The sequence below is a fragment of the Candidatus Leptofilum sp. genome (assembly GCF_965223525.1).
GTDB lineage: Bacteria > Chloroflexota > Anaerolineae > Promineifilales > Promineifilaceae > Leptofilum.
Genome location: NZ_OZ245005.1, coordinates 948,622 through 966,489, shown reverse-complemented (window position 1 = coordinate 966,489; position 17,868 = coordinate 948,622). Strand labels below are relative to the sequence as shown.

At 52.0% G+C, this 17,868-nt stretch carries 11 protein-coding genes; 4 read left to right on the top strand and 7 right to left on the bottom strand.

Going from position 1 to position 17,868, the window contains the following annotated elements; all coding sequences use genetic code 11:
• Nucleotides 1–24: 24 nt before the first annotated feature.
• The 4 genes from ACOQPM_RS21160 (at nt 25) to ACOQPM_RS21145 (ending at nt 5,742) form a co-directional block, all read left to right on the top strand.
• The gene (locus tag ACOQPM_RS21160) at nt 25–2,958 is read left to right on the top strand and encodes a class I SAM-dependent DNA methyltransferase (protein WP_420632244.1); all 2,934 of its coding nucleotides are present in this window, start codon (nt 25–27) and stop codon (nt 2,956–2,958) included.
• 105 nt (nt 2,959–3,063) lie between these two features.
• Complete coding sequence (locus tag ACOQPM_RS21155) at nt 3,064–3,615, top strand: transposase (protein WP_420632243.1); 552 nt, start codon at nt 3,064–3,066, stop codon at nt 3,613–3,615.
• Between the two features lie 57 nt (nt 3,616–3,672).
• Nucleotides 3,673–4,764, top strand: coding sequence for a zinc finger protein (locus ACOQPM_RS21150; protein WP_420632242.1), 1,092 nt, complete (start codon nt 3,673–3,675; stop codon nt 4,762–4,764).
• Nucleotides 4,765–4,884: 120 nt separating this feature from the next.
• On the top strand, nt 4,885–5,742 hold the full coding sequence (locus tag ACOQPM_RS21145; RefSeq protein ID WP_420632241.1) for a DNRLRE domain-containing protein: 858 nt from the start codon (nt 4,885–4,887) through the stop codon (nt 5,740–5,742).
• 169 nt (nt 5,743–5,911) lie between these two features.
• Here ACOQPM_RS21145 and ACOQPM_RS21140 read toward each other — a convergent pair whose 3' ends face one another.
• The 7 genes from ACOQPM_RS21140 to ACOQPM_RS21110 form a co-directional block, all read right to left on the bottom strand.
• Nucleotides 5,912–7,147, bottom strand: coding sequence for a glycosyltransferase (locus ACOQPM_RS21140; protein ID WP_420632240.1), 1,236 nt, complete (start codon nt 7,145–7,147; stop codon nt 5,912–5,914).
• Nucleotides 7,144–8,814, bottom strand: a complete 1,671-nt coding sequence (locus ACOQPM_RS21135; RefSeq protein WP_420632239.1) for an alpha-amylase family glycosyl hydrolase — start codon at nt 8,812–8,814, stop codon at nt 7,144–7,146. Before ACOQPM_RS21135 ends, ACOQPM_RS21140 begins: the two co-directional genes overlap by 4 nt.
• 9 nt (nt 8,815–8,823) lie before the next feature.
• Complete coding sequence (locus tag ACOQPM_RS21130; protein WP_420632238.1) at nt 8,824–11,526, bottom strand: hypothetical protein; 2,703 nt, start codon at nt 11,524–11,526, stop codon at nt 8,824–8,826.
• 9 nt (nt 11,527–11,535) lie between these two features.
• Nucleotides 11,536–12,627 carry an ABC transporter ATP-binding protein gene (locus tag ACOQPM_RS21125; RefSeq protein WP_420632237.1) on the bottom strand — a complete coding sequence of 364 codons (1,092 nt, stop codon included), beginning with the start codon at nt 12,625–12,627 and terminating at the stop codon, nt 11,536–11,538.
• Nucleotides 12,628–12,723: 96 nt separating this feature from the next.
• Nucleotides 12,724–13,602 (bottom strand): carbohydrate ABC transporter permease, encoded by an 879-nt coding sequence (locus ACOQPM_RS21120; protein WP_420632236.1) that lies wholly within the window; start codon nt 13,600–13,602, stop codon nt 12,724–12,726.
• Nucleotides 13,599–14,969: an ABC transporter permease subunit gene (locus ACOQPM_RS21115; RefSeq protein ID WP_420632235.1), complete on the bottom strand. Its 1,371-nt coding sequence runs from the start codon at nt 14,967–14,969 to the stop codon at nt 13,599–13,601. The genes ACOQPM_RS21120 and ACOQPM_RS21115 overlap by 4 nt, the downstream gene beginning before the upstream one ends.
• Nucleotides 14,970–15,104: 135 nt before the next feature.
• Nucleotides 15,105–17,729: an extracellular solute-binding protein gene (locus ACOQPM_RS21110; RefSeq protein WP_420632234.1), complete on the bottom strand. Its 2,625-nt coding sequence runs from the start codon at nt 17,727–17,729 to the stop codon at nt 15,105–15,107.
• Nucleotides 17,730–17,868: the final 139 nt, after the last annotated feature.

The window sequence follows — 17,868 nt, the reverse complement described above, 5'->3', positions numbered from 1 at the left end:
TTGCTATAAAACGGTATGCCAAAAATGACGCCCCAACAGTTCATCGCTAAATGGTCGCAAATACAGCAGAAAGAAACGGCCGTTTCCCAATCCCACTTCAACGACATCTGCCAACTCGTCGGCCATGCCCCGCCGCTGGAACACGATCCCAGCGGGCGAGATTTCTCCTTCGAGACCCAAACCGCCAAGCCAGACGGTGCCAAAGGCTTTGCCGACGTCTTCTACCGCGAACGCTTCATTTGGGAATACAAAGGGCCGCACAAAGATTTAGAAAAAGCGTACCAGCAGCTACAGCTTTACCGCGAGGCACTCGAAAATCCACCCCTGCTCATCACCAGCGACATCCACACCATCGTCATTCACACCAACTTCAACAACTACCCCATCCTTACCCACACCATCACCTTTGATGAGCTGCTGCACGGGGATGGCGTCGAGAAGCTCGGCTGGGCATTTTTTACGCCAGAGCGGTTCAAACCGGCCAAAACGCGCCAAAACATCACCAAAGCCACCGCCGATTCACTGCTGCGCGTGGCCGAAGAGATGAAAAAGCACCGCGACCTGCTGGGTGACGAAGCCTACAGCAACGAGCAGCTGGCCCACTTTTTGGTGCGCCTGCTCTTTGCCCTCTTTGCCGAAGATATGGGGCTGCTGCCCGACAATCTCTTTACCCAAGTGGTGCGGGCGCGGGGCGACAACTACGCCGAGCTACGCCCCGTCTTGCAAGAACTGTTTGCCAAAATGCGCGACGGCGGCACCTTTGGCCTGTGGCCCATCCGCCACTTTAATGGCACCCTGTTCGACGATGATTTTGTGCCCGACATTCCCCACGATTTGGGGCGACTGCTGCTGCAAGCGGCCGAGCAGGATTGGGCGCAGGTAGACCCCTCCATTTTTGGCACGCTTTTTGAGCGCGTTATTGACGAGGGCAAACGCGCCCAGCTTGGCGCACATTACACCAGCGAAGATGACATCATGCTCATCGTCGAGCCGGTGCTGATGGCTCCCCTGCGGCAAAAGTGGGACACCGTGCGGCGCAAAGCTGCCGCCATGCAGACAACAGTTTTCTCAGAGAAAACTGTTGTCTGGCAACAACTCACCGACTTCGCCCAAGAAATTGCCAGCGTGCGTGTGCTGGACCCCGCCTGCGGCTCCGGCAACTTTTTGTACGTGGCGCTGCGCCAGCTGCTGGGGCTGCAAAAAGAGGTGATTGCCTTCGCGGCGCGGAAGGGGCTGCCAGCGGTTGGACAACCGCCAATACCCCTCACTGTCAACCCAGAGCAGCTGTACGGCATCGAGATTAACCCGTACGCCCACGAGCTGGCCCAAATTACGGCCTGGATTGGCTACCTGCAATGGCGCAATGAAAATGGTTTTGGCGACATCACCGACCCCATCCTGCGCCCCCTGCACAACATCCAGCGGATGGATGCGATTCTGGCCTACGATGAAAACAACACCCCCACCGTACCCAACTGGCCCGCTGCCGACGTCATCATTGGCAATCCGCCGTTTTTGGGTAACAAAAAAATGCGAACAGAATTAGGTAGCAAATATGTTGAAGATTTGCGTGGTCTTTATCCAAAGCTATCTGGACAATCCGACCTAGTTATTTACTGGTTTGAACGGGCTAAAAAGCAGATTGGTGAAAATAAGGCGAGATGTGCTGGTTTAATTGCAACTCAAGCTATCCGAATGGGTGGAAATCGTTTAGTTTTGGATCGAATAAAAGCCAGTGGAAATATTTTTATGGCTTGGAGTGACAAGGATTGGATACTTGACGGTGCTTCTGTACGCGTATCAATTGTTGGTTTTGATGATGGTTCAATCTCCAAATACATGCTAGATGGCGAGGTCGTTAGCCAAATAAATTCCGACTTAACCAGTCAAATTGACCTCACGCAGGCTGAACGGTTGAATGAAAATACAAATCTTACCTTTCAAGGGCCTGTAAAAGTGGGGGCATTTGATATTCAAAATCCCATAGCAGAAAAGATGCTACTAGACGTCAATACCACTGACATTGACAACAGTGATGTTGTAAAGCCCTGGATGAATGCTTCGGATGTTACAAAACGTCCGCGCAATATGTGGATAATCGACTTTGAAGAAAGAAGCTTAGATGAAGCGGCAATGTATAAACTACCGTTTGAATATGTCGAGGAAAATATCCGGTCATTTCGGGAAAAGAATAACGACCGCCAAAGAAGAACTTATTGGTGGCGACTTGGCAGAAGTGGAAGCGACTTAAAAGCAGCAAGACAGGGGTTATCACGAGTGATCATTACACCAAGAGTAGCCAAGCATCGGATATTTATATGGGCTAATGTCGAGTTGCTTCCAGATAGTAGACTTTTTGCGATAACAAGAGAAGACGATTATTTCTTTGGTGTTTTGCATTCGCGGGTTCATGAAACTTGGTCATTGGCAACCTCTTCACGGCATGGTGATGGCTCGGATGGCGGTCGCCCCACTTACAATAACACAACCTGCTTTGAAACCTTCCCCTTTCCGTGGCCACCCGGCCAGGAACCCAGCGAAGCTACTGACGAGCGCGTGGCGGCCATTGCCCACTGGGCGCGGGCGCTGGTGGCCTGGCGTGCCAACTGGCTCAATCCTCCCCGCGACGGCCTCTACGCCGGGCTAGGCACCGCCTACGACAAAATGGTCAAAAAACGTACTCTCACCAACCTGTACAACGGCCTGGTTTACTATCGCAGCACCGTACGGGCGACCCGCCGGGTCGCCCCTACCGCACCCACCCTCTGGGACCAAACCGAGTTCGACAAAGTGACCCGCAAATCCGTCACCCGCGCCGACATTCAGGAACTGGACGATATTCATGCTGCGCTCGACCAAGCAGTCCTCGACGCCTACGGCTGGCCCCACGACCTGACGGACGAGCAAATTCTGGAGAGATTGTTGGCCTTGAATTTAGAGCGGGCCAGTGGCCAATGAGACTACAAAAGTCTTCAAGACTTTTGTAGTCTTGCAGCGAGCAAAACCTAGACAACAAAAGTTTTTAAAACTTTTGTTGTCTACCTATCATCAAAGGATCAACCGATGGAACCAGGCAGTTACTACCACATCTTTAACCGGGGCAACAACCGCGAAACCATCTTCCGCGAAGACGAGAATTACCGCTATTTTCTGCAACAGTACAAAAAATACCTTGCCCCGCACGTCAGCACCTGCGCCTACTGCCTCATGCCCAACCATTTTCACCTGCTAGACCGCATAAACGAAAATCCAGGTCACAGCCCAAAAGAGCCTGCCAAACTTTCCCCCGTCGAAAAAGCGTTCCGCGACTTTTTCATCTCTTACGCCAAAAGCTTCAACAAGCGATACGGCCGTACCGGCAGCCTGTTTCAACGCAAATTCAAGCGCAAACCAGCCGACGATTTAGGCTACCGGATGCGGCTGGTGGTTTATATTCATGCCAACCCAATCCGCGCTGGTTTGTGTACGCATTTTGAGGAGTGGCCGTACAGTTCCTACCGAGCTATTCTAAGTGACCAGGAAACGGCCGTTCAGCGTGAAACCGTTTTACAATGGTTTGGCGGTCGAGAAGATTTTATTGCTTTCCACGAAGAATATAGGGATTGGCATCCTTAGAGAGACCAGACTACAAAAGTCTCAAAGACTTTTGTAGTCTCCTTACTGGAGTGTGTAATGACCAAAAAAACCGTTGGCTATGTTCATCTAGAGTGGGAATGCCCTGCCTGCGGCACGCGCAACAAGGGCGTTGATAAGATTTGCCGCAACTGCAGCGCGGCCCAGCCTGACGACGTGCAGTTTGAGCAAGTGGCTCAAGAATCGCTGATTCAAGATGAAAAGCTGATTGCCCAGGCGGCCGCTGGCCCAGACGTGCATTGTCCATTTTGCGGCACGCGCAACGCAGCCACCGCCACCCAATGCAGCCAATGCCTGGCTGACCTCACCGAGGCTTCGGCACGTGAGGCGGGGCAGGTGGTGGGCGCACATCAGAAAAAGGCAGTACCAGATGTGGCCTGTACGCACTGCGGCTCGATGAACCCCGGCACGGCGCTGCAATGTTCCCAATGCGGTGCCGCATTGCCCAAACCAGACCGTCCCAAGCCAGCCACACCAAGACCACAAATGAGGCCAGCCAGAGGCAGATCAAGGGCATCACGCTTTGTGCTGTTTGGCATTTTGGGGCTGTTTGTGGTTGCTTGCATTGCCGTGATGATTATTTCAAGCCGCACCGAGGAGATTGTGGGGGAGGTGCAGGGAGTATCGTGGGAAACGGCCGTTCTCATCGAAGCCCTGATTCCGGTAGAAAGTGAAACATGGCTGGATCGCGTGCCAAATGATGCCGAAATCCTCTCTTGCCGCCAGGAAGTGCGGCGCACGCAGCCAAATCCTGCGCCAAATTCGGTAGAGGTGTGCGGGACGCCGTACACGCTGGATACCGGCACGGGCCTGGGTGAAGTGGTGCAGGATTGCGAATACCAGGTGTATGATGATTATTGCACCTTTACCCAGCTTGCCTGGCGGGAGTTTGATTTGGTCTCGCTGACTGGGGATGATTTTGAGCCGCGCTGGCCTGACCCCACATTGGCGCAAGACCAGCGGCTAGGCGAGGAGACGGAGGCGTATGAGGTTTATTTTTGGGCAGACGGCCGTTCCTACACCTACCGCCCCCGTGATTTGAATGAATTCACCGAGTTTGACGACGGCAGCCGCTGGATTTTGGAGGTGAACGCCCTGGGCAACGTGCGCGCCGTCACCCCCGACCGATGATCCGATAAGAAAAAAAATAGTCATTTATTCCTCAAGTAACTGAATTCCGCTTATAATTTCGTTTATGAAGTAACGTGTGTATTTTTGTGTAAAAGCGGGAAAGATGAGGAATGATGACCCATGCAAGACAGTAAGAACAAAAATAGCAAACAATCCTTCTGGGGAACGTTCCCTGGCATTCTTACAGGGTGTGCGGCCGTTATAACAGCGATAGGTGGACTAGGTGTGCTCATAACGGCATTATTTGGTGAAGGAGTCCTGTTGTCCCAAGAAGCAACAGATACCCCAACGGCTATGATGCAACAGGCGACAACGATTAGCAACATTGCCACGCCGACCAAAGCCTTTACGCCACTGCCTCTGACCGACACGCCCGTCCCGACGCCAACGCATACACCAGTGACTGTTTTACCGGCTGCAACTGCTACACCACCACCAACTGCTACATTACCGCCACCAACTATGACACCAACGCCTGAGCCGGTGAGTGTTGACCTGATTGCAGACGCTGACCAATGGTATCGGAGGGCAGGACCATTTTCCACAGGCGAAGATTATTCATTTGGTCCAGATTTAAGGCTGATTACTCCTGCTAATGGGCTTGTTACACTTCGCTTCAACTTATCAAATTTACCAACTGGCGTAACAATTCAGGAGGCAAAGCTCTATCTTTACCTGAATGAAGGTTCAGAATCGAGCGTTGAGATAATCGCCCAGCGAGCAATTTCGCCATGGGTCGAGGGTGAATATGAGGCTCCAATATGTGATTCTGGGCATCAGGCCAATCGCGTTGTGGGGCTTAGCCCGGGTTGGTTTAGCTGGGACGTTACCTCCATTGTACAGCAGCAATATAGTAGCTTGGCCGACAATCATGGTTTATGTCTTGTAAGCTTGGGGGATTTAGGTATTCGGGACTTTTCTAGTCGTGAAGGGTCTGATACTTTTCAGCCATATTTAGCGATCATCTATTTGCCTTAATCAATCAAATTGCCAAATAGCGCAACAATTTTGAATTTGTCATTTCGAGGTTCTCCGAGAAATCTCGCCAACATTGTTGGCAGCCAACTTACGAATCACGGTAGGGATTTCTCGCCAAAAAGCGGCTCGAAATGACAAGTCAAAGCCGGTTTGGGTAAGCAGCGTTGGGTTATTTGAGGATGGGGGCGAGTAACGCAGCCAGGGTTTGGTAGGAGAAATGTTGGGTAGCGAGTTTGTAGTTGTGGGTGGTGGCGGGAACTGCCGTTTCCGCATTCTCTAACCAACCACGCACAGTCTCCACCGTTTCTGGCGTCATTTCCCACTCAATCTCGGCAAAGTGGAAGCCCAGCGGGCCGATGTCGGCCGCATAAACCGGGTAGCGGTTCACTACGGCGGGCAACCTAAAGTAGATCGTTTCAATGAGTGCGTTGCCGAAACCTTCAATAAAGCTGGGGTAGGCCACCAAATTGGCGTGCGGGTAGGTGTCCCACAGCGAATAGATTTTTTGGCCGCCCTCCTGTCGTCGCTGATCATCCACTATGTCCCCTGAATAAATCAAAACCACATTTTTAGCTTTGGCCAGGGCTTCGAGTTCGTGTAGATAGCCTAGCCCTTCATCCCCAGCTTTGTGGGTGATGACCAGCTTAGCGCGTGGATCGTTGAGTTGATGCAGCAGTTCAATCGAAAGCTCGATTCCCTTGCGCGGAACAACACGGGTGGGCTGCAAAATGAGCCAATCATCCCCCGCAAGCCCAATCGCCTGCCGGAAATCGGTGTTGTAGTCGTCAATGCCGGGTGGCGGCGTGTGGAAATCAAACACGTTGGGGATGACGAGGCTGTCTAGCCCGCGTCGCTGCCGCAGGGCGGTTTGGGCTAGCGAGTTGATGGTGGCGTGTGTCAGATTGGGCAAATCGGGCGGGAAAAATTGGTCCAGATAATTCTCGATTTGGCTGTTCTGAAAGCGTGACCGTTCCCAGTAAAAGTCGTGGTTGTGGGCAAAGCTGGGTATCTTTAATTCAGCCAAAACTTCTGTGATAGCCTGGCCAAGCGGCAACTGCATGGGCACAGCAAATGCTTGTTGGACGATGATGTACTCAATGTTATTTTGGGTGATGAATTGGCGTAGCGGCCGTTTCAATTCCGCCGCTCTTTTTTGGATGTCAGGGAGGAGAGTAGCGGCCGTTTCTTTCTCAAAAAAAGCGCGATCATGCAAATTTTTGGCAACCTCGTCTTCAAAATGAAGACGCGGGTCTTCCAGGCCGCGTTTTTTCAGTTCGGGATCCAGCTCGCCGGCACAGTAATAAAATTTATGGCCAAACTGCTTGGCCACGTCCACAATTTTGGCAGATTCCAAGGAAACGCCGTCGGTGCCTGCCAGTCGAGTAGAAATGACACCAATGTTCATGATGGTTTGATCCAGGTGATTTGGTAGGGGGCGAGGGTGAGCTTGGTGGGAACGGCCGTTCCCGTCACCAAATCCCGCCCCGTTAACGGGAGTTCAATTTGTACGCCGCGTGAAGAGACATTTTGTAGGCAAAGCACTGCTTCACCTTGGTGCGACCGCAAAACGGCAAACACGGCTGGGTGCAGATTGAGAATTTGCTGCTCTCCTACTGGATGGAACGCTTTTTCATTGGTTCGCAGCCGCAGCAGGTGACTGTAGCCCGAAAACACAAGCTGCCGCAAGCCGCTCGTTAGCTCCTGTTCCAATGCGTCCCGCTGGAATTTTTGCCGGTTGATGCTGCGGTTCCGCCCGGTTTGCTGCACCCCCTCGTGCCAATTTTGTGAACCAAACAGGCTGTGGAAGTAAATGCCCGGCACGCCGCGCAGCGCCAGCATAATCGCCTGCGACGCCAAAAAGCGACGGGCCATCAATTCCTCAGATTCATTGGCACCGGGTACGCCGAGGGCGTTGAGGTAGTTGATGTTGAGTTCATAGGCCGCTTGCGTGCCGTCGCCGTTGGCTTTGTAGGAGACGTACCCGCCCAGCCTTCGCACACGCGCGGCCATTGCCTCAATTTGGGCGTCGCTCAGGATGCCGCGTGCGGGCGTGAGGCCGATGCCGTCGTGCGAGGCGCAAAAGTTGAAGAAGGTGACGCGCTCAGACGGTAGTTCCAGCGTACTGGCCCATTCGGCAAGCTGCTGGGCATTGCCACTGTGGAAGGTGTACAGCAGCAGCGGCGGCAGGGAAAAGTTATATACCATTTGGGCTTCGTTACGGCCGTTGCCAAAGTAAGAAATATTCTCTTCATGCGGCACGTTTGTTTCGGTAATAAGCACCACCTGCGGAGCGACTTCATCCAAAACTGAGCGCATGAGCTGGATAATACGGTGCGTTTGCGGCAAATTGAGGCAGCGGGTACCAATTTCCTTCCACATGAAGCCAATCGCATCGAGCCGAATGGTGGTGGCACCCTGCGCCACATAAAAGAGCAAGGTGTCTAACACGGCCAGCAGCACGTTGGGGTTCGCATAGTTCAGGTCAATTTGGTCCTCGCTGAAGGTGGTCCACAAGTAGCGCGTGCCGGATTTGGTCTGGAAGGGGGTGAGTAAGGGCAGGGCGCGGGGGCGAAACACGGCCGAAAGGTCAGTCTGGGGGTCAACGGCCACGAAAAAGTCTTCATAGTCGGGATCGCCGTTCAGGTAGCCCTGGAACCAATGGCTCTTGGCGGAAATGTGGTTGATGACGGCATCAAACATGAGCTGGAAGCTGTCGCGGAAAGAGGCCACATCTTCCCAACTGCCCAGCGCGGGGTCTACCGCTTTGTAATCAATCACAGAAAAGCCATCGTCGCTGGAGTAGGGGTAGAAGGGGAGTAGGTGGATGGTTTGGATACGGCCGTCTAGCTTCTCGGCGCAAAAGTGTGCCAGCGTTTTTAGCGGGGCTTCGCCGGGAGCCTGTACCTGGTCGCCATAGGTGATGAGCACGCTGTCTTTTTCGTCGAAAAAAGCTACCCTAGTTGGTTGCTGTGGGCGAACTGCTTCGATTTTTTCAGCAAATTTAGGGAGGAGTTGAACGGCCGTTTCTGCACCGTAAAGGAAGGTCAAATGCTCAAGAATATCTTTGTTCATGGCGTGGTTTTAGTCGAGCACGGTGGCCACATAATCAAAAATGCGCCGCTTGATGCGTAAGCGGTTTAGGGCAATGCCAATTTCGGCAATTTCATCATCAGGTTCGTATAGATAGTTGTAATCATTTTCGCCATTAGACGCCAATTTGCGGGTGTTGAGCAGATGCGACAGTTTAAATTCCAATCGCTCCCGATCCAAAATATAGATGCGATGCTGCCAGCGCAATTTCTCTTTGCCCTGACATTGCTCTAGCTGGCTTTGTGCCGCGGCAATTTCAGCTTCCAACTTTTTGATTTTGGCTTGGAGTTGATCCAGAACGGCCGTATCTGGCACACTCTCATTTTGTCCTACGCGCCAACGGGGTTGGTTGCGCCAGGTGACAGTTGCTTGCCTGTCGTTGGTGGCGGGTAAGCCGTGCGGTAGTTGCAGGGTGATGATTTTTTTGGCGGGAACGGCCGTAACTTCTTCAACTCTTTCCCCCCAAACATCCGCCTGGGTATACGGCCGCTGCAACGTATGGGGTGCGTTTGTTGGATTGTACAGTCGTGCTAGCAACGTCTCGTTTTGCACGGTCAGGGCGCTCATGGGGAGCGTTTCTGCCAGCAATGACCATGTGGTTTGGCTGCCGTTTCCTTCACCTTGCACAATAAGCGGCGGGTTTTGGAAGCTGGCATTCAGCTTTTGTAGCGTCATTGACTCTGGAGCAAATGTGCCAACGGCAACCGCAATTTCATGGTAGACGGTGCGTTCGCAACGGCCGTCTGGCACGTAGAAAAATGGGCCAGCATCACCTTCTCGATCCCGCAAATCTGCTTTCGTCAGCCACTCGACGGATCGCCGCAGGGTGAGGGCAATGGTGCCATCTTCTGTAGAGGTGTAGGCATTGATGCCTTTGGCTAGGACGGCCGTGCAGCTTTGCTCATCTCCAATCGCCACAAAATCATGAAATGGGAAATCTTTCACGCTGCCTAGCTCACGCTGGCCGAGCAATACTTTAGCTAAGTTGTCTGGCAGTTGGCGGGGCAGCAAATCGGTGTCGGCGACGGGTCGCTGCACTACGTCGAAGGGCATTCCGGCAAAAATGTCACCCGGCTGGCCCGTCTCAAAAGCGAGATCGACCCGCACGTTGCTGCCGCGAGAATCCAAAACGACGTCCCAACGGATTAGCTGGGAATCGTCCAAATGGAGAGCAACTTGGGCATTGATTTCAATATCGTCGTTGTGCCAGCCTGCCGTGAAGGTGAGCGTTGCGTGGTGTTGTGAGGTTTTGGTGAGGGTGATGGGTGATAACGGCCGTAATTCTCCCAGCAGCTCACCCAATTCAGTTGAGTATGTGTCGCCTTCTTCTGCCCACACCAAAAAACGGCCGAATGTTTGCCCATTTACCTGTACCAACCCGTCGGACATGACGGTTACAGAGAAATATTCATTTTCCCAAGTGAAATTTTCTACGGGAATTTGAGTAAATTCGATATTTGCCCGCTTTTCAATAGGCCAAACGCCAACACCATGAGCTTCGGTTCTAACTAGCTGAGCCTCCCCTAGCTGCCAGCCTGGCTGCGCCATTGGATTTGTGCTAACTGCATATTCGCCAGTGGCAAAATTGGTCAGAATGGCAGCCAACGCATTCTTCGCCTCATCGCGCAGCGCGTCAAAGGTTTGGCGATAGCTGTAGATCATTTTTTCATGCACCTGGTCTATGCTGACGCCGCAAATGCAATCATGAACTGCGTTTTGCAGAAGCAACCTGCCCCACTGTTCAAACTTGTCGGCTGGGTAGGAACGGCCGTGCAGCCGCGCCATCGCCGCCAGCGGTTCTGCTACCTGAAAAAGTAGCTGCTGGCAGTCACGTGCCATCACTTTCAGGTAAGTACGTGCCGAATAAACGCCGGGGAAAGTTGCGCCATATTTACCAGAGTTCAATTCCCCAACGATGGTTGGCAAAGGCAGATTTTGTTCAGAAATCGCCTCCACAAAGGAGGTCGGGGTCACTTCTTGCAGGTTCAGGTCGCCGTTGACGCTGGCACTCTCTTTTAAGAAGGTAACAGGGTCTTCGGGGTTGTCTTCTAAATCATAGCCGTCAAACAGGGGAATATCGGGGGTGGGGTAGAACGGCCGTAACTTGGCAACCTCCTGCTCCAACCGCTCCACAGCAACTTCTGGGGCATGGGTAATGCCGTACAAATTCCGGTAGCCACCAAACAGATCGACGGCAAACAGTTGGCTGCCATCCGCCCCTTGCCAATTGAAGTAAGGTTCTAGTTTTGGCACGCCCCGCCAAACGTAGATGGCCTCCAGCCCAAACAGTTGGTGAATTTGGGGTGATTGGCTAATGTGGCCAAAGGTGTCTACTAGCCAGCCAACGTCCATTTGTCCATTAAAGCGAGCGAGGTCGGAACGGCCGTATATCAAATTCCGAATGAGCAGCTCCCCCCCGGTAAGCTGCCAATCCGGCTGGCAATAATACGGTCCAATTTGAAGCTGCTTTTGCTCAATTAAAGCCGCAACGCGAGCTTCATACTCGGGTGCAATTGCCAACAAATCCTCAACGACCAGCGTTTGCCCATCAAACAGGTAGCGAAAATCAGGGTTTTGCTGAGACAATTCAGTTAGCTTATCAATTAAACCAGGAATCCAGCGGCTGGTATAAACAGACGTTAAGAACCACTCACGGTCCCAGTGGGTATGGTTGATGATATGAACGTGGGTCATAGACAATCATTATGCGTACAGAACTTTTTCGCTATCGCGGTCTATCCAGCGAATTTTGTCTGCTGGGAAGCGCAACCAAACATCGTTATTGGGCGCTACGTCGAATGTAGGATGGGTGCTAACTTTGACTGTATCCTCACCAATCATAACCGTCAGCAAATTTTGAGACCCTAACGGTTCTACCACACGCACACGAACTTTCACACCATCATCAACAGGATGGTTCAGAGTTTCCATATTTTCTGCACGAATGCCCAGAATCAGTTGCTGACCATCATATTTTTTGAGCAGCGGCTTCATGTTTTCTGCCGGGTTCAATAAAAAGTTGCCAATTTTTACATTGACTGAGCCATTATTTTGCTGAACCTGGCCACGCATAAAGTTCATTGGAGGATTACCAATAAAGCTGCCCACAAACAGATTGGATGGTAAATCATAAACGGTTGATGGATGGTCAACCTGTTGGATGAGGCCATCCTTCATAACGGCAATGCGGTCACCCATACTTAACGCTTCAATTTGATCATGGGTCACGTAAATTGTCGTTGCCCCAATTTCGTTAAGCAATTGCTTTAGCTCGGCTCGCATTTCCAGCCGCAGCAGCGCATCTAGGTTACTCAATGGCTCATCCATCAGCAATACTTCAGATTGCATAGCAATGGCTCTGGCCACAGCCACGCGCTGTCGCTGACCACCGCTCATTTTGCTTGGGTAGCGGTCAAGTAGATTCTCGATGTGCATCAGGCCAGCCGCATCTTTAACCCGCTTGTCTATTTCGCGTGGGTCAACGCCGGTCATTTTTAGACCAAAGGCAATATTATCGCCAACCTTCATGTGCGGAAAAATGGCGTAACTCTGGAACACCATTGCAATTTTGCGGTCGCGGGGTGGCAGGTAAGTCACGTCACGCCCGCCAATGGTAATGCGACCTTCGTCCGCCATGCCTAAGCCGGCAACAGCGCGTAGCAGCGTGGTTTTGCCGCAGCCACTTGGGCCTAGCAGCACCACAAACTCTTTGTCTTCAATTATTAAATTTGCTTTATCTACCGCAACGAAATCTCCAAATCGCTTTGTTGCATTTTCAATTCTTATCTCGGCCATTTCAATTTCTTCCCTTGAATCCTTTGTCATACCTGCGAAGGCAGGTATCCATCTTTTAGATTCCCACCTGCGCGGGAATGACAAAAGGTCAGTAGATTATTTGGTTACTTGCCCCCACATATTGAACAGGTAGCGTCGAATGAAAAACATAAAGATCAGTGCTGGAATGAGCATGAAGAAGCCACCGGCAAATTGGTAGGCTTCTGATGAGTTTGAGAGTGAAAACAGGATTTGTGCTGGCAGCGTGCGGTTTTGCAACGTTAAAATGCTGGCAGCAAACACTTCATTCCAGGAAAGTACAAAGGTGAAAACGGCCGAAGCAGCAATGCCCGGCAGCACCAGCGGCAACACCACATGCCGGAATGCTTGCCAGGGGGTGCAGCCGAAAACCATCGCCGCTTCTTCCAGTTCGTAGGGGATGCTGGCAAACACGCTGCCAATCACCAGAATGGTTGTGGGCAAGGCCAGAGCCGTGTGCATTAGGGCCAGGCTGTAGATGCTGTCAAATATGCCGGTTTGGATGAACAAAACGGCCAGAGGAATCGAAAGCACCACAATTGGAAATGCTCTGACGGCCAAAATGGACAAGCGGAAGAAGTTGCGTCCGGGGAAGATGTAGCGCGAGATGGCGTACCCTGCGGGCGCGGCAATGACGGTGGATAGCAACAGGGTAATAACGGCCACAATGATACTGTTAATTAGCCCAGGGATAATCCCTTCAGAATTCATGAAGAAGCGCATGGTGTCTAATGAGAAGGGAATAATAGGTAAGACGCTTTTGGGGTAGGCACGAACAGCTTCCTGGGTTGTAAAGGCCATCGAAAAGATGAAGTAGATGGGGATTATGATCCACAGTGAAATTAAGATGGCAATCACGTAGGTAGATGCTCGATTCAGCTTTTGTCGTCGTAAATGTTTTTGTTGAATGGCCAGGACTTCAGGGGAAACGGCCGTATCTAAAACTTGATCACTCATGCGGCTATCTCCTGCTGCGTACGCACAGCACGCAGATAAAATACAGCACTAATCATGGAAATTGCCAAAATAAACAGGGCATAGGCCGAGGCCACGTTGGCATTGCGGAACTCAAAGTATTGACGGTATGTTTCATTGGCTAAAACTGTCACAACATCACCGCCGCTGAGGGCAATAACCACCGCAAACACTTGCAGCGCCAAAATCGTCCGCAAAATCAGGGCCACTTGTAAACTTGGCCTTAACAGCGGCAAGATCACATAGCGCAAACGTTGCCACAGCCCTGCGCCAAACAGTTCTGCCGCTTCCAACACTTCGTCAGAAATGGCCTGCAAGCCTGAGACGACGATGATCATCACGATGGAGGTAGCGCGCCAAACTTCAGCCAGCCAAATGGCGGCAATGATCCAGTTGCGCGTATCTGCCGTTAAATACGGCCGTGCCGCATCAATTAACCCTAACCCCTGCAACACGCTGTTGAATAGGCCATTTTGGGTAAAGATCGAAAAGAACAAAATGCCCACAGCTAAATCAGAAACGCCTAGCGGAATGGCAAAAATATACAAGAAAATCGAATTGAATTTCAATCGCGCCTGGATTACCAAAGCCATGATGATTGCCAACACAAACTGTGTGGGAATGATGATCACCATCAATAGCAGCGTTGTGCGTACCGCTGGGCCAAAAAAGCGATCGTTCCACATCTTTTCAAAGAAGCCCAAAGTAAATTCACCAGTAGTACCGCGATCAATACGACCGCTTACCTCATCACCAAATACCTGGATAAAACGAGAAGGTGCCCATCCCTCAACGGTTTGCCCCTCCTCTTCGCCGCGAATCTGGTACCAAACTTCAAGCGTTGCCACTTCTACAATTTGCATTTCGGCTGAAGCTTCAACCTTGCCAATCTCCGCTGCCGACTCACCTGGCTCGGCATAAACTGTTGTTAAAGGATCCGCATTGCTCCCCAGGCGTCGCCGAATAGTACCCAAGAGAGGGGTGCCATCCTCCGCTTCTTCCCGCACCCGAAGGCGGGTTTCTATGATCCAGCCCGTAATATTTTCACCGTCAACATCCTGCCCCGACACGTTAAACCACAATTCAGTGAGCAAGTTTGTCTCGTCGCCCAACGTGTCCGTAAGCAAATTCCCCTGTTGCCCCAAGATTTCTACCTGGGTTCCCTGATGGAGACGCCCGGATTCTACGCTTTCCAGATTTGCCTCAGCCCGCAAAGGTAGGACCGCTTCGTCATCCCAAACGGATAATGCAATCGCCCGTGCCATCGGGTAAGTAAAAAACAGGGCCAAATAAAGCAGCGACGGCAGTATCAACCAATATGGTGCTAAATTGCGCTTTTTCTTTTGCATAAGAGTCGCCTTTGAGAGGAGGGGGATGCCAGGACGACATCCCCCTCTCAGGTGTCATACCCGCGAAGGCGGGCATCCATCTTCTTTCTCAGAGTGGATTCCTGCGTAAGCAGAAATGACTATTCTTTCGCACGATTATTCGTTGACCTGGCAAGGCCCATCGCTGGCGGGATCAGGTGCCCAACAGGGCGCACCCGTCTCGTTCATCAGGGCTTGCAGGTTTTCACCCTCTTCTTGCAGAACGGTGGCAATATCTTCGCCATCCAGCACAATGCGGTCAAAGGCATTGCGGAAGATTTGGTTAATCTCGCCACCTCGTTCGCCCAAACCAACCGGTAACAAAGCTGGTAAAGCGTCTGGTGCCGTTGCTTGTGCATTCACCGCGCCTGCTTCAATTTCAATGCCAACAGGCAGGTTCGAGGTGTCCACACCGTCAACCACTGGGAAGAAACCAAGATCGTTTAGAACGGCCGCTTGCACATCAGGTCGCGTCAGATACTCAATCAACGCCGCTGCGCCTTCAGGGTCTGGCGCGTCGGCTGGAATGCCCAAACCAACGATGACTGGCATGAAGCCACGACCTTCTGGGCCAGCCGGGGCTGGGAAGGCGATAAAGTTATCTGGCTCTGCATTGAAAGCCTCAATCAAGCGTGCTGTATGATCAAATGCAACCCAAACATCACCAGACAACAGCGGTTCTTGCATGAAGTCGTAGTTGATAGATTCCGGGTTGATGGTTGGCCATAACGAATCACGCGCCCAGGCCATCATCTCTTCAGCCGCATCACTACGGAATTCAGAAACCATGCCTCCGGTAAAGGAGGGGAACAGATACCCTTCCAGGAAGCGGTGGAACAAACCAGCGTGGGGTAGACCACACTTTTGTTCACCGGTTGCGTCAACGATGTTCTGACACCATTGGGCCAATTCCTCCCAGGTGATGGCATTCACATCCGCACCGTCGGGCAGGTAAGGCAATGCTTCTACGTTGGCGGCCATGATGTAGGTTGCCTGCATCCAGGGGACGTAGTAAAGGAAGTCATCTGTACCCAGTAGACCAGCGTCTATAAATGCCGGAGCCAAATCGCGGCTATCCAGCAAATCTTCAGCCACGTCAATCATGTTCATCATGGCATCTTCACGCGCCAACGGTGGGAAGGTGCCGTGCAACGCACCAACCACATCAATAGAACCGCTGCCTGCCAGAATTTGGTCAATCAGGGGGCCTTCTTCGCTGGCAGCAAAGTCAAAGCCGCCTTCACCCAAAATGGCTCGGAACTTTTCTTGCTCTTCAACGGGGCTAAATTGGGTGGAGATGAAGGTGAGATCGCTAGAAACGGCCGTATCCCCACTGCCAGAAGCAGCAGCCGAAGCTTCACCAGCTTCATTGACCTGGCAAGGCCCATCACCCAATGGGTCTGGTGCCCAGCAGGGTGCACCCGTATCATTCATGAGAGCCTGCAGATTGTTGCCTTCTTCATCGAGAACGGCCGCAATATCTTCACCATCCAGCACGATGCGGTCGAACGCATTGCGGAAGATTTGGTTAATCTCACCACCACGGTCGCCCAAACCAACTGGCAAAAGCGCAGGCAAGGCATCCGGTGCGGTAGCTTGTGCTGAAACTGCGGCAGCTTCGATCTCTACGCCAACTGGCAAGTCAGAGGTATCCACCCCATCTACAACCGGGAAGAAGCCTAAGTCACGCAGAACGGCCGCTTGCACATCTGGCCGGGTAAGGAATTCGATCATCTCAGCGCCAGCTTCCGGGTTGGGTGCATCTGCCGGAATGCCCAAACCAACAATCACAGGCATAAAGCCGCGACCTTGAGGGCCTGCTGGGGCAGGGAAGGCAATGAAGTTGTCGGGTTCAGCGTTGAACGCTTCAATAAGGCGTGCTGTGTGATCAAAAGCAACCATAACTTCACCAGACAGCAAAGGCTCTTGCATGAAGTCGTAATTGATGGATTGTGGGTTGATTGTTGGCCACAGGACGTCACGAGCCCAGGCCATCATATCCATTGCTTCTGCGCTGCGGAAGTTGCTAACCATGCCACCCGTGAATGAGGGGAACAGATAGCCTTCCAGGAAGCGGTGGAACAGACCTGCATGAGGTAAGCCACAGCCTTGCGTGCCGGTTTCGTCGAGGATGTTCTGGCACCATTGGCCAAATTCTTCCCAAGTGATGGCATTCACATCCGCGCCATCGGGCAAATATTGCAGTGCATCGGTGTGGGCAGCCATGATGTAAGTGGCCTGCATCCAGGGGACGTAGTAAAGGAAGTCATCTGTCCCTAACAAACCAGTGTCAATGAATGCCTGCGCCAAATCCCGGTCAGCAGAAAGATCGTCGGCGATGTCGGCCATGTTCATCATAGCGTCCCCTCGCGCCAGAGGCGGGAAAGTACCATGCAGTGCGCCAACCACATCTACAGAGCCACTACCAGCCAGGATTTGGTCAATCAGCGGCCCTTCTTCGCTAGCGGAAAAGTCGAACCCTCCTTCAGCCAGAATAGCCCGGAACTTTTCTTGCTCTTCAACGGGGCTAAATTGGGTAGAAATAAACACTGCATCACCCATTGCCTCATCGGCTGGCTCATCCGCAGGTTCGTCGGCTGGTTCATCTGCCTCTGTGGTTGTGTCTGTACTTTCGGTGGTAGTGTCGGTGTCTTCTGCTGGGGTCTCGCTGTCATCACCACCACAGGCAACGACAAGAAACGCCAAAACAAAAAGTAATAAGAATATCCTGAGGTTTTTCATTTTTCTCCTCCTTTGAAGGAATTGTTCAGGTTTTCTATGAGTAAATAACTGTTAATGACTTTAATTGTTTTTCTCACCTCCTTTGGGCTTGACCGTTTTGAGCTTTTGAGTTTTGGTAAACGGTAAAGCCTTGGGGCTC

Bases quoted from the DNA above. Each gene is read 5' to 3' on its own strand.
- ACOQPM_RS21135 (WP_420632239.1), bottom strand. From the start codon at position 8,814: ATGAACAAAGATATTCTTGAGCATTTGACCTTCCTTTACGGTGCAGAA.
- ACOQPM_RS21125 (WP_420632237.1), bottom strand. From the start codon at position 12,627: ATGGCCGAGATAAGAATTGAAAATGCAACAAAGCGATTTGGAGATTTC.
- ACOQPM_RS21115 (WP_420632235.1), bottom strand. From the start codon at position 14,969: ATGCAAAAGAAAAAGCGCAATTTAGCACCATATTGGTTGATACTGCCG.
- ACOQPM_RS21110 (WP_420632234.1), bottom strand. From the start codon at position 17,729: ATGAAAAACCTCAGGATATTCTTATTACTTTTTGTTTTGGCGTTTCTT.
- ACOQPM_RS21150 (WP_420632242.1), top strand. From the start codon at position 3,673: ATGACCAAAAAAACCGTTGGCTATGTTCATCTAGAGTGGGAATGCCCT.
- ACOQPM_RS21130 (WP_420632238.1), bottom strand. From the start codon at position 11,526: ATGACCCACGTTCATATCATCAACCATACCCACTGGGACCGTGAGTGG.
- ACOQPM_RS21120 (WP_420632236.1), bottom strand. From the start codon at position 13,602: ATGAGTGATCAAGTTTTAGATACGGCCGTTTCCCCTGAAGTCCTGGCC.
- ACOQPM_RS21140 (WP_420632240.1), bottom strand. From the start codon at position 7,147: ATGAACATTGGTGTCATTTCTACTCGACTGGCAGGCACCGACGGCGTT.
- ACOQPM_RS21145 (WP_420632241.1), top strand. From the start codon at position 4,885: ATGCAAGACAGTAAGAACAAAAATAGCAAACAATCCTTCTGGGGAACG.
- ACOQPM_RS21155 (WP_420632243.1), top strand. From the start codon at position 3,064: ATGGAACCAGGCAGTTACTACCACATCTTTAACCGGGGCAACAACCGC.
- ACOQPM_RS21160 (WP_420632244.1), top strand. From the start codon at position 25: ATGACGCCCCAACAGTTCATCGCTAAATGGTCGCAAATACAGCAGAAA.